Raw genomic sequence first — 22,131 nt, 5'->3', positions numbered from 1 at the left:
TGCGTTGCACATCGAGGCAGCAGGGCCGCTTTGCCCTGCAAATATGCCCTTGATGGGTTGCCACATGCCCCCGCTTCTGGGTAATCACGCTGCAAGTGCAAGGACCCGGTGCGACCCCGGGTGGCTCTTCCGGCCGCCGATCCGCCGGACAATCCGTTCCAGCTCCCCCGGGCTGGTCACGCCGGACAGCCCGCGCGGCGCCGGCATATTGGATCCCATATGTTTTCACTCTCCTCCTATCGCCAGGAATGGCTTGGCAATATCAAGGGCGACCTGCTGGCAGGCCTCGTCGTGGCGCTGGCGCTGATCCCCGAGGCGATTGCCTTCTCGATCATCGCCGGCGTCGACCCCAAGGTTGGCCTTTATGCCAGCTTCTCCATCGCCGTGATCACCGCCATTGCGGGCGGCCGCCCCGGCATGATCTCTGCCGCGACCGCCGCGACGGCGGTTCTGATGATCACCCTCGTCAAGGATCACGGGCTGCAATACCTTCTGGCCGCCACGGTTCTGGCCGGCCTTCTGCAGATCGGCATGGGCCTGCTGAAGCTGGGCTTCGTCATGCGCTATGTCTCGAAATCGGTGATGACCGGCTTCGTCAACGCGCTGGCGATCCTGATCTTCATCGCGCAGCTGCCAGAGCTTGACCCGGCCCTTGTCACCTGGCTGACCTATGTGCTCGTGGCCGCAGGTCTGGCGATCATCTATCTCTTCCCGCGCCTGACCACGGCGATCCCCTCGCCGCTGGTCACCATCGTGGTGCTGACGGCGCTGACCTTTGCCTTTGGCTGGGACGTGCGCACCGTCGGCGACCTTGGCGCGCTGCCTGACAGCCTGCCGGTGTTCCTGATCCCGCAGATCCCGCTGAACTTCGAGACGCTGGCGATCATCTTCCCCTATGCCGTTGCCGTCGCCATCGTCGGCCTGCTGGAAAGCCTGATGACGCAGACCATCGTCGATGACCTGACCGACACGAAATCGAACCGCAATCAGGAATGCATCGGCCAGGGCCTTGCCAACACCGCCACCGGCTTCATCGGCGGCATGGCCGGCTGCGCCATGATCGGCCAGTCGATCATCAACGTGAAATCCGGCGGCCGCGGGCGGTTGTCGTGCTTCGCCGCCGGGGTCGTGCTGCTGTTCATGGTGGTGGCGCTTGGCGATCTTGTCAGCCGGATCCCGATGGCCGCGCTGGTGGCGATCATGATCATGGTCAGCATCGGCACCTTCAGCTGGTCCTCGATCAAGGCGCTGAAGACCCATCCGCGGTCGTCCTCCATCGTGATGCTCGCCACCGTCGCCACCGTGGTCTACACCCACAACCTCGCCATCGGCGTGCTGGTCGGCGTGCTGCTGTCGGGCATCTTCTTCGCCGGCAAGATCGCGCAGCTGTTCCGCGTGACATCGGTGCTGTCGGAAGACGGGCGCGAGCGCATCTACACCGTCGAGGGCCAGCTCTTCTACGGCTCGGCCGAGGACTTCATGGCCGCCTTCGATTTCAAGGAATCGCTGGAACGCGTGACTCTGGATGTCAGTCAGGCGCATATCTGGGACATCAGCTCCGTTCAGGCGCTGGACATGGCCGTGCTGAAGTTCCGCCGCGAGGGCGCGGAGGTCAGCATCACCGGCATGAATGCCGCCACGGAAACCATCGTCGACAAGCTTGCCATCCATGACAAGCCGGGCGCGATGGACAAGCTGATGGCGCATTGAGGAGGGAAGAACGATGACCAACAAGATACTCGCCTTGGTGGACGGCTCTGCCTATTCGCACAGCGTCTGCCACTACACCGCCTGGATTGCGGGCCGCCTGTCGGCCTCGGTCGATATCCTGCACGTCCTTGGCCGCCGCGAAGGCACGGCGGGCAGCGACCTGTCCGGCGCGCTGAAGCTGGGCGCCCGGTCGGCGCTGCTGGAGCAACTGGCCGCGCAGGACGCGCAAAACGCCAAGCTGGCCCAAGCCAAGGGCCGCGCGATCCTTGATGATGCCAAGATGATCATCGAGGCCGATGGCGCCGGCCCCGTCACCCAGCGTCTGCGTCAGGGGGATATTCTCGAAGCGGTGTCGGAACTGGAACCCGAGATCCGCGCCATCGTGATCGGCAAGCGCGGCGAGGCCTCTGGCTTCGCCTCGGACCATCTCGGCTCCAACCTCGAGCGGATCGTGCGCAGCTCCAAGGTGCCGGTCTTCGTCGCCTCGCGCAGCTTCAAGCCGGTGACCAAGGTGCTGGTCGCCTTCGACGCCAGCGCCAGCACGCAAAAGGCCATCGCCCGCATGGTGGACAGCGCCGTCTTCCGCGACATGTCGGTGACGCTGGTCCATGCCGGTGAGGAAACCACGGCAATGCGGACCAAGATGGAAGAGGCGCAACTGGCGCTGCGTACCGTCGGCCTGAAAACCACGGCAGAGTTCGCCTCCGGCGAGCCGGAAGCGGCGCTGAAAGCCAAGATCGCCGAGGACGGCTTCGACCTTCTGGTGATGGGCGCCTATGGCCACAGCCGTATCCGCAACCTGATCATCGGATCGACCACCACCGCCATGATCCAGGCGGTGAAGATCCCGCTGGTGCTCTACCGCTGATCCAAGCCGGGGGCTCTGCCCCCGGACCCCCGGGATATTTGGACCAGAACGAATGGGAAGGGGGCGCGGGGGCTACAACTGCCGCCCGATCTCCTGCACCGGCGCTGCCAGCATCCCAGCCACCCGCGCCGCCGGGCTGCGCGGGGAAAGCGTCCGCGCCGACCACAGCATCAGCGCCCTTGGCAGCGCCAGCCGTATCCCGAACGGCGCCACCAGTGCGCCAGAGGTAAGATGCCCCGCCACCAGCGCCTCATGCCCGATCAGCACTCCGGCGCCGTTCACCGCCTCTTCCACCGCCAGCGCGTAGAGTGAGAAGACCGGCCCCTTCGGCGTGAACGCCGCCCCCGGCATCACCTGTCCCGCCCAGATCTCCCAATCCTGCGCCCAGGCGGTGTCGGTCAGGCAGGGCACGCTTGCCAGATCCTCGGGACGGCGCAGAGCCTCGGCCACCTGCGGCGCGCAGACCGGGAAGATCACATCCGCCGCCACCTGCCGGCCAAGGTCCGGCGCGCGGAAGAACAGGCTCAGGTCATAGGGCGCGCGCTTCAGGTTCGGCGGCCGCTCCAGCGCGGTGATCGAGATGGTGACGCCGGGCAGTGCCGCGCGGATCGCCGGCAGCCGCGGGCTCAGCCACAGCTGCGCGATGGCGGGCAGCGTGGCGATATGCACCTGCCGCGGCCCCGCCTCGGCCCGCAGGATCTGCACCGCCATCCCCAGCCGGTCGAAGGCCGCCGACAGGTCCGGCAGGACCCGCGCCCCCAGCGGCGTCAGCTGCACCCCCCGCGCCTGCCGGTCGAACAGCGGCGCGCCAAGGTCATCCTCCAGCGCCTTGACATGGGCGCTGACGGCGCCGGCGGTCACGCACAGCTCCTCCGCCGCGGCGGCGAAGCCCCCGAGCCGGGCCGCAGCCTCGAAGGCGCGCAGGGCAGTGGCGGGCGGGCCTTTGGGGCGGGGCGGGGCGACGGACATGGGCTGAGCCTCAGATTTTCTAAGCCTAGTTTCTTGCAAATCTCGGTTGCCGCGTCCAGTCCCGTTGCCGCATCCTCCGCCCGAACCCAGTCCCGGAGACCCCGCCATGCCCCACCTCGCCCCCCGCCCCTGGGTGCCCGCCGAGTGCGAAACCTTCATCCAGCGCCTTGCCGGGCAGACGGCGACCGCTGCGTCAGATGCGGTGGCGGACCGGATCGAGGCGCTGATTCAGGCCAATGCGCAGATCCACGAACGCGACTGCTTCAACCTCAACCCCGCCACCAACACCATGAATCCAATGGCAGAAGCGGCGCTGGCCCGCGGCCTCGGCAGCCGCCCGTCGCTGGGTTATCCGGGTGACAAGTATGAGATGGGGCTGGAGGCAATCGAGGAGATCGAGGTCATCGCCGCCGAGCTCGCCGCCGAGATCTTCGGCGCCAGCCATGCCGAAATCCGCGTCGGCTCGGGCGCGCTGGCGAACCTCTACGGCTTCATGGCTTTGGCGAAGCCCGGCGACGCCATCATCGCGCCGCCCCCCGCCGTTGGCGGCCACGTCACCCACCACGCCGCGGGTTGCGCTGGCCTCTACGGCCTCGTCAGCCACCCGGCCCCTGTCGATGCCGATGGCTATTCGGTGGATGTGGCGGCGCTGCGGGAGTTGGCGCAAAAGGTGCGCCCGAAGATCATCACCATCGGCGGCAGCCTCAACCTCTTCCCGCATCCGGTGCGCGAGATCCGGGCGATTGCCGATGAGGTCGGCGCCAAGGTGCTGTTCGACGCCGCCCATCAATGCGGGATCATCGCAGGGGGCACCTGGGCCAACCCCTTGACGGAAGGCGCACATCTGATGACGATGAGCACCTACAAGAGCCTTGGCGGGCCCGCTGGCGGGTTGATCGTGACCAATGACGCGGGAATTGCGGAGCGGCTCGATGCCATCGCCTATCCCGGCATGACCGCGAATTTCGACGCCGGCAAATCCGCGGCGCTGGCGCTGACGCTGCTGGACTGGCGCGAGCATGGGCGGGCCTATGCGGACAAGATGGTGGCGGTGGCGCGCGCGCTGGCCGCGGCGCTGGCCGATCAGGGGCTGACGATCTTTGCGGCCGACCGCGGCTTCACCCGTTCGCACCAGTTCGCGGTGGAGGCGGCGGCCTTCGGCGGCGGGCAGGCGGCCTCCAAGACCCTGCGCCGCGCCGGATTTCTGGCTTGCGGCATCGGCTTGCCGATTGCCGAGGTGGCGGGGGATCTGAACGGGCTCAGGATCGGCACGCCCGAACTGGTGCGCTGGGGCGTGACCGAGGCGGATGCCCCGCAGCTTGCGGCGCTGATTGCCGAGGCGCTGCGGTCGAATGCGCCGGAAGCGCTGGCGCCGCGGACGGCGGCGTTGCGGGCGGGGTTCGACCGGCTGCATTATATTCGGCAGGCGGGGTGAGCCGCCGCTTGGCTGCAACGCCTTCCTTGGCGAAGGCCATCGCCTTCGCCACGCCGCGCCATATCAACTCGCCCGGTCGGGCCCCCAAAGGGCCCGGCCAGCGCCCGCCCGACCTGGCGGGCGCTTCTCGCCCGCCAGGTCGGGCGCTGTCCTCATACGGTTTCGCGCTGCCAGCGGCTCCGGACGACAGGTCACGCACGGGCGGGGCGAGGCAGTGCCTCGCCCTTTTCCGCCCGAACCTAGCGGGCACAGATCGCCAGTCCCCGCTTGACCCTCTCGATCCGCTCCTGTCAGATGGCTCGCCCCTGAATGGAGATCCCTATGCAGAAACGCGAACTTGGTGCCGGTGGCCCGATGGTGTCGGCCATCGGCCTTGGCTGCATGTCCTTTGCCGGGGCCTTTGGCCCCACGACCGAGGCGGAGAGCTTTGCCTGCCTCGATGCCGCGCTGGGGGCGGGGATCGACTTCCTCGACACCTCGAACATCTACGGCATGGGCGTATCGGAAACCGTGATCGGCCGCTGGCTGGCGAGCCGCCGGCCCGACATGGTGATCGCCACGAAGGCCGGCATCGTCAACGGCACCCCGCGCAGCTTTGACAATTCCGAGGCGCATCTGCGCACCGAGCTGGAAGGCTCGCTGAAGCGGCTGGGGCGCGAGCATGTGGAGCTGTTCTACATCCACCGCCGCGATACCCGGGTGCCGCTGGAGGATGTGGTCGGCACGCTGGCCCGGCTGATCGACGAGGGCAAGATCGGCGGCTATGGCCTGTCGGAGGTGGCGCCCGCCACCCTGCGCCGCGCCCATGCCGTGCATCCCTGCCGCGCGGTGCAGAATGAATACTCGCTGTGGACGCGGCAGCCGGAGCTGGGGCTGATCCGCGCCTGTGCTGAGCTGGGGGTGGCCTTCGTGCCCTTCTCGCCGGTCGCGCGGGGCATGATGGGGGATACCGCCCTGACGCTGGACCAGGTGCAGGACGGGTTCCGCGCCAACAATCCGCGCTTCGTGGAGCCGAATTTCAGCGCCAATACCGCGATCATCGACGGGTTCCGAGCCTTTGCCCGTGCGCGGGGCGTGCTGACGGCGCAGCTGGCGCTGGCTTGGGTGCTGGCGCAGGGGCCGCATCTGATCCCGATCCCCGGCACCCGCAGCGCCGCGCATCTGCGCGAACTGGCGGGCGCGGCGCAGCTGGAGTTGACGCCCGAGGATATGGCCCAGATCGACCGGCTGCTGCCGCCCGGCTTTGCCCATGGCGACCGCTATTCCGACGATCAGATCCGCGGGGTCGAGCGGTATTGCTGAGCGCCTACACCCCGTGGCTGCGGTCATACCGGCTGGCAGCCGCGGGGGACCAGCCGTCCAGCGCGCCGGGCCCGGGGCGCAGCACCTCTACCCGCAGCGGATAGCAGGCGGCGGTGTCGCTGGAGTGCTCGGCCGAGCAGTCGCCGCCGGGGCAGGCGGAGAGCGCGCCCAGAAGGTCGATTTCGGCAATGAACTCAAGGTAGTCGCCGGGGCGCACCGGGCTGGCCTTCATGAAATACTGCCCGGTGTCTCGGGTGAAGCCGGTACACATGAAGACGTTGAGCACGTCATGCACATGCCGTTCCGCCTCTGCCAGTGGCAGCCCGGTTTCCGCGGCCAAAGCGCGGGTGAGGTTGGAATGGCAGCAGTGGTGATACTGCCCGCCATCTGTCAGCAGCGCATGTGTATAGGGGTCACAGCGGGTGCCGATCACGTCATGCACGGCGCCGCCGAAGGCGTCGAACCCGTACCAGTCCAGCGTGTCATGGGTGATCGTCGCCAGCGGGCGCATGGCGGGGAAGCTGGACCACAGCCGGTCGCCGGTGGAGAGGTGCGTGCCATGCAGGGCGCGGGTCTTGCCGGAATAGAACCGCTCCGTCAGGTCATTGGCGTTCCACAGGTTCAGGTCGCCGACCTGAGGGCCTTCCGTCGAATGGATGCGGAAGAAATGCCCGGCGGGGACGTGGAAGCAGGTTGCATCGCGGGGCGGCGCGATGACCTCGGCCACCGGCTGCAGCGTGAGCCGCGCGGCGCGGTAGAGCTCCATCGGCGGCTGGGGCAGGGTGTCGACCGGATAGCAGATCACCGGCGCCAGCGCGCGGCGGGCCTCGGCATCGGCGGGGGCGTTGGTTTCGGGAGCGTTGGTCTTCATGGCGCCTCGCTGCGGGGTTCGCTGCGCAGCATGGCGCGGGAGGTGGCGCAGCGGAAGCCCGGTTGTGGGGCGGGCGCGGCTATTCCTGCGGCGGAGGCGCAGCTTGCGGATTTCGCAGGCAATGGCGCGGCTCTTGCCCCAGTGGCAGCGCCAGTTCGGCGCCGCAGGTCAGGCAATGGTGGAAGCTGGTCCCCGGCGCGGCGCGGCGGCGATCCTCGCGCCAGACGCAGTTACGCGTCAGGGTGCGGCTGCGGCGCCACCACCAGGCCAGCACGAAGAAGGCAACGAAGCCGAGGATCAGCAGTGGCATCGGGCAGGGTCAGGCCGCTTCGTAATAGCCATACATCTGCTCGAGTGCCGACAGCTCGCGCAGGCTGACGTGGCCAGCGGGTTCGGGTGTGAAATAGGCCGGGGTGGCCTTGGCGGCTTCGGCCAGAGTGGGCGGGATGATCGGGAGAATGGGGGTCTGCGGGATGGAAGGGGTCATGGCGGGGGTTCCTGACATTTGCGGTTGCAGTGCAGATAAGCCCTTTGCCGGCAGGGAGTAGGCCAAATGCTGCAACCTCGCCATGACCATGCTGCAATGCAGCAAGGGCGGGCGGCGCGACTCAGCAAGACGGGCGGCCCGAAGGCCGCCCGCCGTTGTCAGACCGCCACACGCTCCCAGAAGCGCAGATCGGTGCAGGCGGCGACGAAGGCTTTCGCATCCGCCGGTTTGGCCAGATCCATCATGCCGCCATCGCGGGCGGTGACGCCGGCCGCGTCGAACAGCATTCCGGCAGCGCCGCCAAGACCGATGAACTTGGCATGGGCGAAGGCATCGGCGGCAAAGCAGCGCGCCGGATGCAGGGCGGCGAGCTCTGCCGCGCCCGCCTCGGACGCCAGCACCACCACCGCGTCATAAACGACCGAGGGCGCGCCGTTGATCTTCTGCTGCGCCGGGATTTCCGTCCCGTCCGCCGCGACCACGCCGCCAACCTTGGGCGCGATCAGCTCCACCACGCCGCCGGCTGCCATGACAGCTTCCATGACCGCCTTGAGCAGGCCCGCGTCGATGCCATCGGTCATCACGATGCCCATCTTGCGGCCCTTGAACGTGGCGGGGGCGTTCTTCAGGATCGACAGCGCGTCCGAGGGCATTGTCTCGATCGGCGCCTTGGCCGGTTTATGCGCCTTCGGCACCGCCTTCAGGCCAAGGCCATCTGCGACAGTCTGCGCCAGCCCCACGTCGATGTTCGGCAGGTGCGACACCGCCCGCTCGCGGATCTCCGGCGCCTGCACCTTCGACAGCTCGAAGATCAGCGCGTCGGCGATATGGGTCTGCTCCAGCGGGGTCTGGCTGATGTAGAACTGCCGCGCCTGGCTGTAGTGGTCGGCGAAGCTCTCGGGGCGGACCTTTCGCTTCTCGCCCGACAGCTCCTCGGGGAAGCTGACATGGCCGCGTTTCGGGTCGGCGCGGGGGCCGCCTTGCGCCCAGCTGTTCGGTTCATAGTTGGCGCGACCCTTGGGGGCCTGCATCGCCATATGGCCGTCTTGCTGGAAGTGGTGGAACGGGCAGCGGGGCGCGTTGATCGGGATATGGGTGAAGTTCGGCCCGCCAAGGCGTTTGATCTGGGTATCCAGATAGCTGAAGTTCCGGCCCTGCAGCAGCGGGTCATTGGTGAAGTCGATCCCCGGCACGATGTTCTGCGTGCAGAAGGCCACCTGCTCGGTTTCCGCAAAGAAGTTGTCCACCATCCGGTCCAGCACCAGCCGGCCGACGATGCGCAGCGGCACATCCTCTTCGGGGATGATCTTGGTGGGGTCGAGCACGTCGAAGGGGAAGGCATCGGCAAAGGCATCGTCGAAGATCTGCAGCCCCAGCTCCCATTCCGGGAAGTCGCCGGACTGGATCGCGTCCCACAGGTCGCGGCGGTGGAAATCGGGGTCGGCGCCGTTGATCTTCAGCGCCTCGTCCCACAGCACCGACTGCATCCCCAGCTTGGGGCGCCAGTGGAACTTGACGAAGGTGCCCTCGCCTTGCGCATTGATCATGCGGAAGGTGTGAACGCCGAAACCCTCCATGAACCGGAACGACCGCGGGATGGTGCGGTCGGACATGATCCACATGACCATGTGCATCGATTCCGGCATGAGGGAGATGAAATCCCAGAAGTTGTCATGCGCCGTCTGCGCCTGCGGGAAGCCGCGATCCGGCTCGTCCTTGGCGGCATGGATCAGGTCGGGGAACTTGATCGCGTCCTGGATGAAGAAGACGGGGATGTTGTTGCCGACGATGTCCCAGTTGCCTTCCTGGGTATACAGCTTCACCGCAAAGCCGCGCACGTCGCGCGCCAGATCGGGCGAGCCCTTGTTGCCGGCCACGGTCGAGAAGCGCACGAAGGCGGGGGTGATCTGGCCAGCTTCCTGGAAGAGGTTGGCCGCGGTCAGTTCCGGGATCGCTTCCAGCGTTTCGAAATAGCCGTGGGCGCCATAGCCGCGGGCGTGGACGACGCGCTCCGGGATACGCTCATGATCGAAATGGAAGATCTTCTCGCGGAAGTGGAAATCCTCCAGCAGCGCCGGGCCACGGGTGCCGCCGCGCAGGGTGTTCTGGTTGTCGGCCACCGGCGCGCCCTGCTGGGTGGTCAGGACCGGGCCGCCGGCATCGGGGTGCTGATGGGTCTCGCCGCCCTCGCCGGGGTTGAGCGGCCGGTCCACTACATCATGGCTGGTCTGGGTATCGGCGGTGGCGGGGTAGAGCGGTTTGGGATCGGTGGGCATGTCAGGCTCCTGGCTGGGCGCGGGAGGCGCGTGCGGGGACTGGACAGGCACCGGCTGGCCGTGAGGCGGGTGCTTCACGGCTGTGGCATGGCGTGGTGATCTGTCCGTGAACTCCGGGACAAGCGCGCAGGGCGGGCAAAGTTCCGTGACGCGGGACAGGGTGGCGGAGGTCAGCCGGTGACTTCGGCCAAGCTATGGGCGACCAGCGCGGGAAGCTCTGCGAAGTCCGAGAAGGCGGCCGCATGGGGCAGGCTGTCCACTGGCGCCTTGCGGTAGCCTTCGGTGAACAGCAGGAAGGTCAGCCCGGCGCGGTGGGCGCATTCGGCATCGACCTCGCTGTCACCGATATAGAGCGCGGGGCCGCCGAGCGCTGCCAGCGTTGCCAGCAGCGGCGCGGGGTCGGGCTTCTTCAGCGGGTGGCTGTCGCCGCCTTTCACCACGGCAAAGAACCGGTCCAGCCGCAGATGCCGTAGCACGGCCTGCGCGGGGACCAGCGGCTTGTTGGTGCAGATGCCGAGGCGGTGGCCCTCGGCGGCCAATGCTTCCAAAGCGGCCACGACGCCCGGATAGGGCACGGTCAGGCCGACCGCCTCTTCGTAGATGTCGGTGAACCGGGCCACCAGCCGTGCATGGCGCGGGCCGGCGGGGTCTTGCCCGGCAGCGGTCAGCAGGCAGGCCACCAGATGCGGCACGCCGCGGCCGATGAAGCTGCGCACCTCGGGCAGAGTCATCGGGGCCAGCCCATCCTCCACCAGCACGGTGTTGGAGGCGGCGTGGATATCAGGCGCCGAGTCGATCAGCGTGCCATCAAGGTCGAAAATCAGCGTGGCCATTGGCAATCCTACTGCGCCGGCGCCAGCAGCGCGGCAAGCCCCGCGATACCGCCCAGTTCGGAAAAACAGTCGAGAACCGCCAGCGCGCCCGGGAAGTCCTCATGCAGCGTATAGACACCGGGGGAGATGACACAGGCAAGCCCCGCCGCACGCGCGGCGCGCAAGCCATTGGCGCTGTCCTCGAAGGCGACGGCCTGTTCGGGGCCGAGGTTCAGCTCGGCGAGGGCGTGGCGGTAGATGTCGGGCGCGGGCTTCTTGGCGGCGACGATATCGCCCGCCGCGATCACCTCGAACACCTCGGTCGCCGGCTTGCCGAAGCAGGCGCGGCACAGCGCCTCGACATTCGGCGCGCTGGTGGTGGTGGCGCAGGCGAGCCGCAGCCCGACGCGCCGCGCCTCGGCCAGCAGCGCGGCAATGCCGGGTCGGAGGGTCAGTTCGCCGCCCGCGATCAGCGCGCCATAGCGCTCGGTCTTGGCAGCGTGCAGGGCGGCGACGGGGAAGCCGGCGGGGTCGAGGTCGAGGCCGTGCAGATAGCGGGTGATGCGCTCCTTGCCGCCCGTGGTGGTGAGAAGTTTGGTGTAGTCGGCGCGGGACCAGTGCCAGCCAAGCCCGGCGGCGCGGAAGCTGTCATTGAAGGCGCGGCGGTGCAGATCCTCGGTTTCCGCGAGGGTGCCGTCGACGTCGAAGATCAGCGCGCGGATCATAGCGCCGCTTCCGCCGCCGCCCGGATGGCGCGGATATTGGCGCCGTAGGGCGCGGGGTCGCTGACCGAGCCGCCCTTGAACACCGCAGAGCCCGCGACCAGCACATCCGCGCCTGCCGCCGCCACCAGCGGAGCCGTCACCGGAGTCACCCCGCCGTCGATCTCGATATGGATCGGCCGATCCCCGATCAGCGCCCGCAAGCGGCGGACCTTGTCGACCTGCGAGGCGATGAAGGATTGCCCGCCGAAGCCTGGGTTGACGGTCATCACGCAGACGAGGTCGAGCATGTCGAGGAGGTTTTCCACGCCGTCGAGGCCAGTGCCGGGATTGATGGCCAGACCGGCCTTTTTCCCTGTGTTCCGAATGGCTTGCAGCGTTCTGTGAATGTGCGGCCCAGCCTCGACATGCGCGGTAATGACATCGGCACCGGCGGCGGCGAAGGCCTCGATATATGGATCGACAGGCGCGATCATCAGATGCACATCCATGACGCCCTTGATATGCGGCCGGATCGCTGCGCAGGTGGCGGGCCCGAAGGTAATGTTCGGCACGAAATGCCCGTCCATCACGTCGACATGCACCCAATCAGCACCCTCAGCCTCGATGGCCCGGCACTCGGCACCGAAATTGGCGAAATCGGCGGAGAGGATCGACGGGGCGATCTTGATGCGGCGGTCGAAACTCATGCGGCGGCCTCCTTGCGGTCTGAATCCAGCCCGCCGGAAAACACCCGGCTGGCGCGGATATCCTCGGCCTCGATCCGCGACAGCGCCGTGGCATCCAGCGGTCCGGCATCGGCCAGGAACAGCCGGTTCGCCTGCCGCAAGCGCGCCCTGTCCAGCGCATTGCGGATCGAGCGGGCATTGGCGAAATGCGGCTGGCCGCGGCGCAGGTCGATATATTCGGCCAGCGCCACCTCGGCCTCGGGGCTAAGCGTGTAGTTCTGCACCGAAAGCATGTGATCGGCGATCTGGTTCAGTTCACCATTCGAATAATCCGGAAAGTCGATATGATGGGCGATGCGAGAGCGGAAACCGGGATTGGCGGAAAAGAACGTGTCCATCCGGTCGGCATAGCCCGCCAGGATCACCACCAGATCGTCGCGCATATTCTCCATCACCTGCAGCAGGATCTCGATGGCCTCCTGCCCGTAGTCGCGTTCATTGTCGGGGCGGTAGAGGTAGTAGGCCTCGTCGATGAACAGCACGCCCCCCATCGCGCGTTTCAGCACGTCGCGGGTCTTGGGCGCGGTATGGCCGATATATTGCCCGACCAGATCGTCGCGGGTGACGCTGACCAGATGGCCCTTGCGCACATAGCCAAGGCGGCGCAACAGCCCGGCCATCTTCAGCGCCACGGTGGTCTTGCCGGTGCCGGGGTTGCCGGTGAAGCTCATGTGCAATGTAGGCGTGTCATGGGCGAGGCCGAGCGACTTGCGCGCCCGTTCGACCAGCAGCAGCGCGGCGGTTTCGCGGATGCGTTGCTTCACCGGCTCCAGCCCGATCAGGTCGGCGTCCAGCTCCTCCAGCACCTCGCGCGCGCCGGAGCTTTCGTATTCGGCGCGCAGGTCCACGGTCTTGGGCAGGGTTGTGTCGGGGGCGGCGTCCATGGAGGTGGTCTCCTTCATTGCGGAGGGGCCGGGGGCTGAGCGCCCCCGGCGCGTGCTTAGCCCACGGTGTGGGTGTAGCGGATCTGCCGCCCGTCCACTTCGGTACGGGTCATGCTGATCTTCGGTTCCACCTGGGGCCGGGTGACGATGAAGCTCATCGTGACCGTCTCGAACCCCCGCGTGCTGTCGAAGGCGTTCAGCCGGATGTAATGCCCGGGATTGGCCGTGCGGCAGGCCTCGCGCTCGATCATCACGCCCTTGGCGTCCTTCAGGTCGAACATCGGATGGCCCCACATCTGCCAGAAAGTGTTGCGCGGATGGGGGTCGTCGGTGTGCTCGACCCCGACGGCCCAGCCACGCGACAGGCAGTAATCGACCTGCGCGGTGATCTGCTCATCCGTCAGGTCGGGCAGGTAGGAAAAGCAGCCTTGGGTGATACGCATGTGCCTGTTCCCTTACATGGCGACCGAGGCCGTCGGCACGAAGTCCGACGTGTCGGTGGAGGTGTAGTTGAAGGTGATGTTGCCCCAGGTATCGAGGGCAGCTTCCAGCGGCTTGCACCACTTGGCGGCGGCGCGCAGGATCTCGGGGCCTTCCACGTCGATGTTGCGGCCTTCGTTGCGGGCCAGCACCATCGCTTCCAGTGCGACGCGGTTGGCGGTGGCGCCGGCCTGGATGCCCATCGGGTGGCCGATGGTGCCGCCGCCGAACTGCAGCACCACATCGTCGCCAAAGAGGCTGAGCAGCTGGTGCATCTGCCCGGCATGGATGCCGCCGGACGCGACCGGCATCACCTTCTTCATGTCGCCCCAGTCCTGTTCGAAGAAGATCCCGCGCTGCAGATCGACCTCGTTCTTGGTCTCGCGGCAGACGTTGTAATAGCCCTGCACGGTCATCGGGTCGCCCTCCAGCTTGCCGACGGCGGTGCCGGTATGCAGATGGTCCACCCCTGCCAGCCGCAGCCATTTGGCGATGACGCGGAAGCTGATGCCGTGGTTCTTCTGCCGCGTGTAGGTGCCATGGCCGGCGCGGTGCATGTGCAGGATCATGTCATTCTGCCGGCACCATTCGCTGATCGACTGGATAGCGGTCCAGCCGATGATCAGGTCCACCATCACGATGCACGAGCCAAGCTGCTTGGCGAACTCCGCCCGCCGGTACATCTCTTCCATCGTGCCGGCGGTGATGTTGAGGTAATGGCCCTTCACCTCGCCGGTCTGGGCCGAAGCGAGGTTCACCGCCTCCATCACATAAAGGAAGCGGTCGCGCCAATGCATGAAGGGCTGCGAGTTGATGTTCTCGTCATCCTTCATGAAGTCGAGCCCGCCGCGCAGCCCTTCATAGACCACGCGCCCATAGTTCTTGCCCGACAGGCCCAGCTTGGGCTTGGTCGTGGCCCCCAGTAGCGGCTTGCCGAACTTGTCCAGCCGCTCGCGTTCCACCACGATGCCGGTGGGCGGGCCCTTGAAGGTCTTGATATAGGCGACGGGCAGGCGCATGTCCTCCAGCCGCGCGGCCTTCAGCGGCTTGAAGCTAAAGACATTGCCGATGATGCTGGCGGTCAGGTTGGCGATGGAGCCTTCCTCGAACAGGATCAGGTCATAGGCGACATAGCAGAAGAACTGGCCCGGAGTGCCCGGCACGGGTTCCACCTTGTAGGCCTTGGCGCGGTACTGATCGCAGGCGGTCAGCCGGTCGGTCCAGACCACCGTCCAGGTCGCGGTGGAGCTTTCGCCCGCCACGGCCGCGGCCGCTTCGATCGCATCGACACCTTCTTGCGGGGTGATGCGGAACAGCGCCAGCAGGTCGGTGTCCTTGGGCTGGTAGTCGCCATCCCAATAGCCCATCTGCGCGTATTTCAGCACGCCCGCCTTGTAGCGGTCCTTGCCCTTGATCTCTGTCTGCGTGTTCATCGAAGCCTCCCCTGTCAGGCCGCTTTCGCGGTGGAAACCGCCGGGTCAAGCGCGCCCGACGCATAGCGTTTCGCCATGTCATCCATCGGGATGACGGTGATCTTCGAGGCGTGGCCGGCGGTGCCGAAACGCTCGAAACGGTCCTTGACCAGCACTTCCAGCTCGGCCATCGCCGGGATCAGGAACTTGCGCGGGTCGAATTCGCGGGGGGTCTTGGTGGCGATGCGGCGGAACTGGCCGGTCATCGCCATCCGGCAATCGGTATCGATATTGACCTTGCGCACGCCCATGCGGATGCCGCGCTCGATCTCGTCCACCGGCACGCCCCAGGTCTGGGGCATCTCGCCGCCATTGTCGTTGATGAGGTCCTGCAGGTATTGCGGCACGCTGGAGGAGCCGTGCATCACCAGATGCGTGCCGGGCAGGCGGGCATGGATCGCCTCGATCACATGCATCGCCAGGATCTCGCCATCGGGGGCGCGGGTGAACTTGTAGGCGCCGTGGCTGGTGCCGCAGGCGATGGCGAGGGCATCCACCTTGGTGCGCAGCACGAAATCCACCGCCTGATCGGGATCGGTCAGCAATTGGCTGTGGTCAAGCTTGCCCTCGGCGCCCGAGCCATCCTCGGCCGCTGCCTCGCCCGTTTCCAAGCTGCCCAGAACCCCCAGCTCGCCCTCGACACTGGCGCCGACCCAATGGGCGGCATCGGCGACGCGGGCGGTGATGTCGACATTGTAGTCATAGGGGGCGGGGGTCTTCATGTCGGCCAGAAGCGAGCCATCCATCATCACGCTGGTAAAGCCGTGGCGGATGGCCGAGAGGCAGGTCGCCTCGTTGTTGCCGTGGTCCTGATGCAGGCAGATCGGGACGCGCGGGTGCATCTTGGCCAGCGCCTCGACCATGGCGCGCAGCATGATGTCGCCGGCATAGGACCGGGCGCCGCGGCTGGCCTGCAGGATCACCGGCGCATCCACCGCCGCGGCGGCCTTCAGGATCGCCAGCCCCTGTTCCATGTTGTTGATGTTGAAGGCCGGCACGCCATAGCCGTGCTCTGCCGCGTGATCGAGAAGTTGTCTGAGGGTTATCAGCGTCATGGCTGGCTCCGTTCGGGTCTGGGTTCGGCATGGCTCGGGCGGCCCGGCCGAAGCCGGTTCTGGAAATCGGGTGGTGTGTCAGAGCGTCAGGCGGGCCCTGTCAGGGTCTTGGCGAGGCTGGCCACGGCCTCGGGGGTGATGCCGAAATGGCGGTAGAGTTCGGGGGCGGGGGCCGAGGCGCCAAAGCCGGTCATGCCGACAAAGCCATCCTCGGGGCGCAGGAACAGGTCCCAGCCCTGCCGGATCGCCGCCTCGATCCCGATGCGCGGGGCGCTGCCAAGGAGGGCGGCGCGGGCGGCAGCGGGCTGATTTGCGAAGGCCTCGAAGGAGGGGGCGGAGATGACGGTGGCGGCGATGCCCATCGTGGCCAGCGCCTCGGCGGCGGTCACCGCAATCTCCACCTCCGACCCGGTGGCGATCAGCGTGACGTCGCGGGCGCCGGGGTCGCGCAGCAGGTAGGCGCCTTGGGCGGTGAGGTTTTCCTCCGCCGCCTCGCGCAGCAGCGGCAGGTTCTGCCGCGACAGCACCAGCAATACCGGGCCATCGGTGGCTGCCATCGCCATCTCCCAGGCCTCGGCGGTTTCCACCGCGTCGCAGGGGCGGATCACCGTCAGGTTCGGGATGGCGCGCAGGCTCGCCAGATGCTCCACCGGCTGGTGGGTCGGCCCGTCCTCGCCCAGGCCGATGGAGTCATGCGTCATCACGAAGACGGTCGGCACCCCCATCAGCGCCGCGAGCCGGATCGCGGGGCGGCAGTAATCGGCGAAGGCCAGGAAGGTGCCGCCATAGGGGCGGAAGAGGCCGTGCAGCACGATGCCGTTCATCGCCGCGGCCATGCCATGCTCGCGGATGCCGTAGTGCAGGTAGCTGCCGGAGTAATCGTTGCGGGTGACCGGCCGCATCCCCTTGCTGCGGGTGAGGTTCGAGCCGGTGAGGTCGGCGGAGCCGCCGATGGTGAAGGGCAGCGCGGCATTGACCACGCCAAGCGCCATCTCGCTGGCCTTGCGGGTGGCGACCTTGGGGCGGTCGGCCAGAAGCTGCGCCTTGTAGGCCGCCATCGCCGGGGCCAGAGGCGCCGGATCGCGGGCCAGCGCGGCGGCGAACTCCGCGCGCTGCGGCGAGGCGGCAAGCCGCGCCTCCCACTCCGCCTGGGCCTTCGCGCCGCGGGCGGCGATCCGGGCCCATGCGGCATAGACGCCGGCGGGGATCTCGAAGGGCGGCGCATCCCAGCCCAGATGCGCGCGGGTGGCGGCAATCTCCTCGGCCCCCAGCGGCGCGCCATGCACGTCATGCCCGCCCTGCTTGTTCGGCGCGCCGCAGCCGATCAGCGTGCGGCAGGCGATCAGGCTGGGCCGTGGATCGGCCCGGGCCGCCGTGAGAGCCTGCCCGATCTGGGCAGCGTCATGCCCGTCGCAGGACAGAACATGCCAGCCCGAGGCGGCGAAGCGGGCCATCTGATCGGTGGAGGTGGACAGATCGGTGCCGCCGTCGATGGTGATGCGGTTGTCGTCCCACAGCACCACCAGCCGTCCCAGCCGCAGATGCCCGGCCATGTCGATGGCTTCATGGCTTATCCCCTCCATCAGGCAGCCATCGCCGGCGATGACCCATGTCCAATGATCCACAAGGCCCGGGAACCGCGCCGCGCCCATCCGTTCGGCCAGCGCCATGCCGACGGCGGTGGCGATGCCTTGCCCCAGCGGGCCGGTCGTGACCTCGACCCCCTGCGCGTGGCCATACTCCGGGTGCCCGGCGGTACGGCTGCCCATCTGGCGAAAGGCGCGGATCTGGTCCATGCCCATGTCGGGGTAGCCCAGCAGATGGTTCACCGCATAGAGCAGCATCGAGCCATGCCCGGCCGACAGCACGAAGCGGTCGCGGTCCGGCCATTGATGCGCGGCGGGGTCGAGCGTGATGAAGCGGTTGAACAGCACCGCCGCCACATCCGCCATGCCCATCGGCATCCCGGGATGCCCCGAGTTCGCGGCCTGCACCGCGTCCATCGTCAGGGCGCGCAGCGCGTTCGCCATCAGCCGTTCATCGGCGATCTGGATCTCGGCGTTCATCGGCGTCTCCTTCAGGCGCGTTTCGCATCCGCCACCAGCCGCTCGATCAGCGGGGTGAGGATCAGTTGCATGGCAAGGTCGAGCTTGTTGCCCGGGATCACGATGGAATTGGCCCGGCTCATCCAAGAGCCGTGGATCATCGCGGTCAGGTAGGGGAAGTCGATCCCGCGCGGGCTCTTGAACCGGATCACCACCAGGCTTTCATCGGCGGTGGGGATCCAGCGCGCGATGAACGGATTCGAGGTATCGACCACCGGCACGCGTTGAAAGTTGATGTCGGTCTCGGTGAATTGCGGGCAGATGCAATGCACATAGGCATGCATCCGGCGCAGGATGGTGTCGGTCACCGCCTCTGTCGTGTAGCCGCGGCTGGCGCGGTCACGGTGGATCTTCTGCGTCCATTCGAGGTTGATGACTGGCACCACCCCGATCTTGAGGTCGGCATGGCGCGGCAGGTTGACCGTGTCATTGACCACGCAGCCATGCAGGCCTTCGTAGAACAGCAGGTCCGATCCATCCTCGAACGGGGCCCAGTCGGTGAAGTTGCCGGGCGGCACGCCATAGCGGGCGGCTTCAAGCTCATCATGCACGTAATGCCGAGTACGGCCGGTGCCGGTGGCGCCATAGTCCCGGAACACCCGCTCCAGCTCCTCCAGCTCATTCGCTTCATAGGAGAAGTGTGAGAACGAGGGTTGGCCATCGGCGCTACGCCGGTCCAGCTCCGCCTTCATCTCGGCGCGGTTGAAGCGGTGGAAGGCGTCGCCCTCGATGCTCACGGCGGTGATGCCCTCGCGCCGGAAGATCTGGTCGAAGGTGTTCTTTACCGTCGTCGTGCCCGCGCCGGAGGATCCGGTGACCGAGATGATGGGGTGTTTCTTGCTCATGCTCTCAGCTCCGGAACAGGCCGCGCTTGCCGAAGAGCGCAGAGCTCTCCCGCTCGGGCAGGTCATGGTAGGCGGTGATGCGGGCGACCTTCTCGGACGAGCCGAAGACGAAGGGCGTGCGGTCATGCAGATGCGCGGGCACCCGGCTCAGGATCGGCTGTTCGCCATCGGTGGCGCTGCCGCCGGCTTGGGTGATGACAAAGGCGATGGGCGCGCATTCATAGACCAGCCGCAGCCGGCCCTGGGCATAGCCTTTGCGGTCATCGCGCGGATAGAGGAACACCCCGCCGCGGGTCAGGATGCGGTGCGTCTCGGCCACCAAGGAGGCGACCCACCGCATGTTGAAGTTCTGCCCGCGCGGCCCGTCGGCGCCTGCCACGCAATCATCGACATAAGCGCGCACTGGCGCCGGCCAGTGCCGGTAGTTCGAGGCGTTGATGGCGAACTCGCTGGAGCTCGGGGTGACGGTCAGGCCGCGCCCCACCAGCACCCAGGCGGCGGTGTCGGGGTCCAGCACCCATTTCAGCACGCCCGCGCCAAAGCTGGCGATCAGGCAGCATTGCGGGCCGTAGATCGCGTAGCCCGCGGCGATGAGGTCGCTGCCGGGGCGCAGGAAGCTGGCCTCCGCCGTCGCCTCGGCCGGGTAGATGCCGAAGATGGTGCCGATCGACACGTTGGCGTCGATGTTCGAAGAGCCATCCAGCGGGTCGATGGCCAGTGCCAGCGTGCCGGCGGGGTTCAGCGTCACCGCCACCTCCTGCTCCTCGGACGCATAGAAGCGCACCGCGGTGCCGGCGAGGGCCGCACAGAAGGCATCGTCGGCGATCACGTCCAGCGCCTTCTGGCCGTCGCCATCGGCATTGGTGCCAATGCCGCCAAGATGGGGACCGCCAAGATGTTCGTCGATGCCGCCGCGGGCGATGCGGCGGGCGATGCCGGCCGTGACGGTGGCGAGCCGGTCCATCACGTCGGTCAGATGCTGGGGCACCCCCGCAAGAACCGGGGTGCCAGCGGCCGCAAGGGCCGTGCCTTGGCTGTCCACGATGTCTCCTCCCATGCGTGTGCCTTGGGGTGACACTTGCGGGAATCGCGGTTTCATGAAATTTAATAGTTATGAAGATGTCTTCAGGAATATTGAAGTGATCCGCCTTGATGCCGTGACGCTGAAACAGCTGCGGGCGCTGGTGGCCGTGGCCGAGACCGGGTCACTGACCGCCGCTGCGGCGCAGCTTGGGCTGACGCCACCGGCAATCCACAGCCAGATCAAGCATCTGGAGATCGCCTTTGGCCGCCCCATGCTGCAGCGCGGCGCAACCAGCGGCCTGCCGCTGACCGCCGAGGGCGCCGAGGTGCTGGAGGCGGCGCGGCGGATCGACGTTGTCTTGTCGCAGGCCGGTGCGCGGATTGACGCACTTGCCGCAGGGCAGGCGGGGCGGGTGACGCTGGGCGTCGTCTCTACCGCCAAGTATTTCGCGCCGCGGCTGGTGCGGCAGCTGACCGACCTGTGCCCCGGCATTCGAATCGTGCTGAAGGTCGGCAACCGCGAGCAGATCATGGCGGGGCTCGACCGGCAGGCGCTGGACCTCGCGATCATGGGCCGCCCGCCCCGGGTGCCGCTGGTCGAGGCGGAGGGGCTCGGCCCGCATCCCCATGCCCTGGTCGCGCCGCCGGATCATCCGCTGATGGGCGCGGCGGTGCCCGATGTGGCAGCAATCTTGTCGCAGGTGTTTCTGGCGCGCGAAGAGGGGTCGGGCACCCGCATCCTGATGTCGCGCTACCTGGACCGGCTGGGCGAGGGCCAGGTGGTGGAGATGGTCGAGATGGAATCGAACGAGACCATCAAGCAGGCGGCGATTGCCGGGCTGGGCATCGCTTTCCTGTCGCTGCACACGGTGATGGACGAACTGCAGGCCGGGCGGCTGGCGCTGCTGCCCGCGCCGGGGCTTCCAATTGAACGGCAGTGGTTTCTGGTTCACCCCGCCGCGGTTCCGCTGGGGGCTGCTGCGGCACGGCTGCGCGAGGAGATATTGCGCATGGAGGGCAGCTTCCTGCCGCGCTGGCCCGCCGAGCCGTAGCCGTCAGCCGCGCCCCGACAGCTCTGCCTGCACCAGCACCCGCAGCCGGTTGGCCACTGGCGACAGCACCCGGCCACGAGTGGACAGCAGGAAATAGGGCGAGACCCGGATCTGCCGGTCCAGCGCCAGAACCGCGAAGCCGGCGCCCACCGGCTCTTCCATCACCAACGCCGCCACCTCCTCGGCCATCGGGGCGATGGCGTTGGTCTGCGATAGCAGCGCGATCATCAGCAGCAGGGAGGAGGAGTTGACGATGTTGCGCGGCAGGGGCCGGCCATCCTGGCCAAAGGCATCCTCCATCGCCTGCCGGATCGGCGCGCCGCGCTCCTGCATGACCCATTCATATTGCGCCAGCTCCGGCAGGCTGACCCGCGGGGCGCGCGACAACGGGTGATCGCGCCGCACGAGCAGCGCCACGATCTCATCCCGTGCCGGCAGCAGGTCGAACTCCTTGCTGTCGAACTCGGGCAGCAGCCGGGCCAGCGCAAAATCCAGATGCCCCGCCGCCAGCTCGCGCAGCAACTGCACCGAGGGCGCGACCTCCACCGAAATCTCGACCTCGGGCGAGGTGGCCTTCACCTGCCGGATCGCTGGCACCAGATAGCCAAGCGCCGGGCCCGTCACCGCGCCGACCCGCACAAGGCCCCCGCGCCCCTCGCGCAGCTCTTCGACCTCGCGGGCCATGTCGCGCATTTCCTGCAGCATGGCGCGGGCGCGGCGGGCCAGCACCCGGCCGATCAGGGTGGGCACCATGCCGCGCGGGCCGCGCTGGAACAGTGGCGCCTGCACGGTCTTTTCGATCTCGGCCAGCATCCGTGAGGCGGCGGGCTGGGTCATCGCCAGCTCCGCCGCGGCAAGCTGCAACTGCCCGTGATCGGCCACCGCCGCGATTAGCCGCAGCTGCGCGGTCTTGAGGTTCAGGAAGCTCTCGGTGGACATTGGCATACCAAGAATGACATGTCCGGCTTCGATAATGTAATTTGAATGGTATGTATAGCCCGCCTAGAACGAGGTGCAGGGCTCGATTCGGGCCCG

21 protein-coding genes and 1 other annotated feature are annotated in these 22,131 nt (G+C 67.5%); of the genes, 5 read left to right on the top strand and 16 right to left on the bottom strand.

What is annotated here, in order from left to right; translation table 11 throughout:
• Nucleotides 1-98 precede the first annotated feature (98 nt).
• Nucleotides 99-154: a sequence feature (sul1 is cis-regulatory element that is thought to sense ions involved in sulfur or methionine metabolism; They are found in Alphaproteobacteria), on the top strand.
• A 65-nt stretch (nucleotides 155-219) separates the two neighbouring features.
• Entirely contained in the window at nucleotides 220-1,710 is a 1,491-nt protein-coding gene (locus tag Q8S30_RS16680; RefSeq protein WP_305667157.1) for a SulP family inorganic anion transporter, read from the top strand.
• Between the two features lie 13 nt (nucleotides 1,711-1,723).
• On the top strand, nucleotides 1,724-2,578 hold the full coding sequence (locus Q8S30_RS16675; RefSeq protein ID WP_305667156.1) for a universal stress protein: 855 nt from the start codon (nucleotides 1,724-1,726) through the stop codon (nucleotides 2,576-2,578).
• A 72-nt stretch (nucleotides 2,579-2,650) separates the two neighbouring features.
• Here the strand turns inward: Q8S30_RS16675 and Q8S30_RS16670 are convergent, their stop codons facing one another.
• On the bottom strand, nucleotides 2,651-3,547 hold the full coding sequence (locus Q8S30_RS16670; protein WP_305667155.1) for a LysR family transcriptional regulator: 897 nt from the start codon (nucleotides 3,545-3,547) through the stop codon (nucleotides 2,651-2,653).
• A 106-nt stretch (nucleotides 3,548-3,653) separates the two neighbouring features.
• Between Q8S30_RS16670 and glyA the strand changes: the two genes are divergently transcribed.
• Complete coding sequence (gene glyA, locus Q8S30_RS16665; RefSeq protein WP_305667154.1) at nucleotides 3,654-4,982, top strand: serine hydroxymethyltransferase; 1,329 nt, start codon at nucleotides 3,654-3,656, stop codon at nucleotides 4,980-4,982.
• A 321-nt stretch (nucleotides 4,983-5,303) separates the two neighbouring features.
• On the top strand, nucleotides 5,304-6,284 hold the full coding sequence (locus Q8S30_RS16660; protein ID WP_305667153.1) for an aldo/keto reductase: 981 nt from the start codon (nucleotides 5,304-5,306) through the stop codon (nucleotides 6,282-6,284).
• Between the two features lie 4 nt (nucleotides 6,285-6,288).
• Here Q8S30_RS16660 and Q8S30_RS16655 read toward each other — a convergent pair whose 3' ends face one another.
• The 14 genes from Q8S30_RS16655 to Q8S30_RS16590 all read right to left on the bottom strand — a co-directional run bounded on the left by Q8S30_RS16655 (nucleotide 6,289) and on the right by Q8S30_RS16590 (nucleotide 20,078).
• Nucleotides 6,289-7,155, bottom strand: coding sequence for a DUF1989 domain-containing protein (locus tag Q8S30_RS16655; RefSeq protein ID WP_305667152.1), 867 nt, complete (start codon nucleotides 7,153-7,155; stop codon nucleotides 6,289-6,291).
• Nucleotides 7,156-7,234: 79 nt separating this feature from the next.
• Entirely contained in the window at nucleotides 7,235-7,465 is a 231-nt protein-coding gene (locus Q8S30_RS16650; RefSeq protein WP_305667151.1) for a hypothetical protein, read from the bottom strand.
• Between the two features lie 9 nt (nucleotides 7,466-7,474).
• Nucleotides 7,475-7,642 carry a hypothetical protein gene (locus Q8S30_RS16645; RefSeq protein WP_305667150.1) on the bottom strand — a complete coding sequence of 56 codons (168 nt, stop codon included), beginning with the start codon at nucleotides 7,640-7,642 and terminating at the stop codon, nucleotides 7,475-7,477.
• A gap of 158 nt (nucleotides 7,643-7,800) precedes the next feature.
• The gene (locus Q8S30_RS16640) at nucleotides 7,801-9,918 is read right to left on the bottom strand and encodes a catalase (RefSeq protein WP_305667149.1); all 2,118 of its coding nucleotides are present in this window, start codon (nucleotides 9,916-9,918) and stop codon (nucleotides 7,801-7,803) included.
• Between the two features lie 170 nt (nucleotides 9,919-10,088).
• The gene (gene gph, locus Q8S30_RS16635) at nucleotides 10,089-10,751 is read right to left on the bottom strand and encodes a phosphoglycolate phosphatase (protein ID WP_305667148.1); all 663 of its coding nucleotides are present in this window, start codon (nucleotides 10,749-10,751) and stop codon (nucleotides 10,089-10,091) included.
• Between the two features lie 8 nt (nucleotides 10,752-10,759).
• Nucleotides 10,760-11,455, bottom strand: coding sequence for an HAD-IA family hydrolase (locus tag Q8S30_RS16630; RefSeq protein WP_305667147.1), 696 nt, complete (start codon nucleotides 11,453-11,455; stop codon nucleotides 10,760-10,762).
• Entirely contained in the window at nucleotides 11,452-12,141 is a 690-nt protein-coding gene (gene rpe / locus Q8S30_RS16625) for a ribulose-phosphate 3-epimerase (protein ID WP_305667146.1), read from the bottom strand. The genes Q8S30_RS16630 and rpe overlap by 4 nt, the downstream gene beginning before the upstream one ends.
• A complete protein-coding gene (cbbX, locus tag Q8S30_RS16620) occupies nucleotides 12,138-13,064 on the bottom strand; it encodes a CbbX protein (protein ID WP_305667145.1) in 927 nt (308 codons plus the stop codon). The genes rpe and cbbX overlap by 4 nt, the downstream gene beginning before the upstream one ends.
• 56 nt (nucleotides 13,065-13,120) lie before the next feature.
• A complete protein-coding gene (locus Q8S30_RS16615; RefSeq protein ID WP_305667144.1) occupies nucleotides 13,121-13,507 on the bottom strand; it encodes a ribulose bisphosphate carboxylase small subunit in 387 nt (128 codons plus the stop codon).
• A 12-nt stretch (nucleotides 13,508-13,519) separates the two neighbouring features.
• Complete coding sequence (locus Q8S30_RS16610; protein ID WP_305667143.1) at nucleotides 13,520-14,977, bottom strand: form I ribulose bisphosphate carboxylase large subunit; 1,458 nt, start codon at nucleotides 14,975-14,977, stop codon at nucleotides 13,520-13,522.
• A 14-nt stretch (nucleotides 14,978-14,991) separates the two neighbouring features.
• Entirely contained in the window at nucleotides 14,992-16,071 is a 1,080-nt protein-coding gene (fba, locus tag Q8S30_RS16605; RefSeq protein ID WP_305667142.1) for a class II fructose-bisphosphate aldolase, read from the bottom strand.
• A gap of 86 nt (nucleotides 16,072-16,157) precedes the next feature.
• Entirely contained in the window at nucleotides 16,158-18,137 is a 1,980-nt protein-coding gene (tkt, locus tag Q8S30_RS16600) for a transketolase (protein ID WP_305667141.1), read from the bottom strand.
• 11 nt (nucleotides 18,138-18,148) lie between these two features.
• A complete protein-coding gene (locus Q8S30_RS16595) occupies nucleotides 18,149-19,021 on the bottom strand; it encodes a phosphoribulokinase (RefSeq protein ID WP_305667140.1) in 873 nt (290 codons plus the stop codon).
• A 4-nt stretch (nucleotides 19,022-19,025) separates the two neighbouring features.
• Entirely contained in the window at nucleotides 19,026-20,078 is a 1,053-nt protein-coding gene (locus Q8S30_RS16590) for a class 1 fructose-bisphosphatase (protein ID WP_305667139.1), read from the bottom strand.
• Between the two features lie 82 nt (nucleotides 20,079-20,160).
• Between Q8S30_RS16590 and cbbR the strand changes: the two genes are divergently transcribed.
• Entirely contained in the window at nucleotides 20,161-21,096 is a 936-nt protein-coding gene (gene cbbR / locus Q8S30_RS16585) for a LysR family regulator CbbR (protein ID WP_305667138.1), read from the top strand.
• Nucleotides 21,097-21,099: 3 nt separating this feature from the next.
• Here cbbR and Q8S30_RS16580 read toward each other — a convergent pair whose 3' ends face one another.
• Nucleotides 21,100-22,035: a LysR substrate-binding domain-containing protein gene (locus Q8S30_RS16580; RefSeq protein WP_305667137.1), complete on the bottom strand. Its 936-nt coding sequence runs from the start codon at nucleotides 22,033-22,035 to the stop codon at nucleotides 21,100-21,102.
• Nucleotides 22,036-22,131: the final 96 nt, after the last annotated feature.

It is taken from the genome of Frigidibacter sp., from assembly GCF_030695035.1.
GTDB lineage: Bacteria > Pseudomonadota > Alphaproteobacteria > Rhodobacterales > Rhodobacteraceae > Frigidibacter.
Note: the sequence above shows the minus strand (reverse complement) of the source record. Positions and strands in the feature narration are given on the sequence as shown.

Coding starts and splice junctions, on each gene's coding strand:
- Q8S30_RS16615 (WP_305667144.1), bottom strand. CDS start 13,507: ATGCGTATCACCCAAGGCTGCTTTTCCTACCTGCCCGACCTGACGGAT.
- Q8S30_RS16675 (WP_305667156.1), top strand. CDS start 1,724: ATGACCAACAAGATACTCGCCTTGGTGGACGGCTCTGCCTATTCGCAC.
- Q8S30_RS16655 (WP_305667152.1), bottom strand. CDS start 7,155: ATGAAGACCAACGCTCCCGAAACCAACGCCCCCGCCGATGCCGAGGCC.
- Q8S30_RS16645 (WP_305667150.1), bottom strand. CDS start 7,642: ATGACCCCTTCCATCCCGCAGACCCCCATTCTCCCGATCATCCCGCCC.
- Q8S30_RS16590 (WP_305667139.1), bottom strand. CDS start 20,078: ATGGGAGGAGACATCGTGGACAGCCAAGGCACGGCCCTTGCGGCCGCT.
- Q8S30_RS16595 (WP_305667140.1), bottom strand. CDS start 19,021: ATGAGCAAGAAACACCCCATCATCTCGGTCACCGGATCCTCCGGCGCG.
- Q8S30_RS16650 (WP_305667151.1), bottom strand. CDS start 7,465: ATGCCACTGCTGATCCTCGGCTTCGTTGCCTTCTTCGTGCTGGCCTGG.
- Q8S30_RS16610 (WP_305667143.1), bottom strand. CDS start 14,977: ATGAACACGCAGACAGAGATCAAGGGCAAGGACCGCTACAAGGCGGGC.
- gph (WP_305667148.1), bottom strand. CDS start 10,751: ATGGCCACGCTGATTTTCGACCTTGATGGCACGCTGATCGACTCGGCG.
- Q8S30_RS16660 (WP_305667153.1), top strand. CDS start 5,304: ATGCAGAAACGCGAACTTGGTGCCGGTGGCCCGATGGTGTCGGCCATC.
- fba (WP_305667142.1), bottom strand. CDS start 16,071: ATGACGCTGATAACCCTCAGACAACTTCTCGATCACGCGGCAGAGCAC.
- Q8S30_RS16630 (WP_305667147.1), bottom strand. CDS start 11,455: ATGATCCGCGCGCTGATCTTCGACGTCGACGGCACCCTCGCGGAAACC.
- Q8S30_RS16670 (WP_305667155.1), bottom strand. CDS start 3,547: ATGTCCGTCGCCCCGCCCCGCCCCAAAGGCCCGCCCGCCACTGCCCTG.
- glyA (WP_305667154.1), top strand. CDS start 3,654: ATGCCCCACCTCGCCCCCCGCCCCTGGGTGCCCGCCGAGTGCGAAACC.
- rpe (WP_305667146.1), bottom strand. CDS start 12,141: ATGAGTTTCGACCGCCGCATCAAGATCGCCCCGTCGATCCTCTCCGCC.
- tkt (WP_305667141.1), bottom strand. CDS start 18,137: ATGAACGCCGAGATCCAGATCGCCGATGAACGGCTGATGGCGAACGCG.
- Q8S30_RS16580 (WP_305667137.1), bottom strand. CDS start 22,035: ATGTCCACCGAGAGCTTCCTGAACCTCAAGACCGCGCAGCTGCGGCTA.
- Q8S30_RS16680 (WP_305667157.1), top strand. CDS start 220: ATGTTTTCACTCTCCTCCTATCGCCAGGAATGGCTTGGCAATATCAAG.
- cbbX (WP_305667145.1), bottom strand. CDS start 13,064: ATGGACGCCGCCCCCGACACAACCCTGCCCAAGACCGTGGACCTGCGC.
- Q8S30_RS16640 (WP_305667149.1), bottom strand. CDS start 9,918: ATGCCCACCGATCCCAAACCGCTCTACCCCGCCACCGCCGATACCCAG.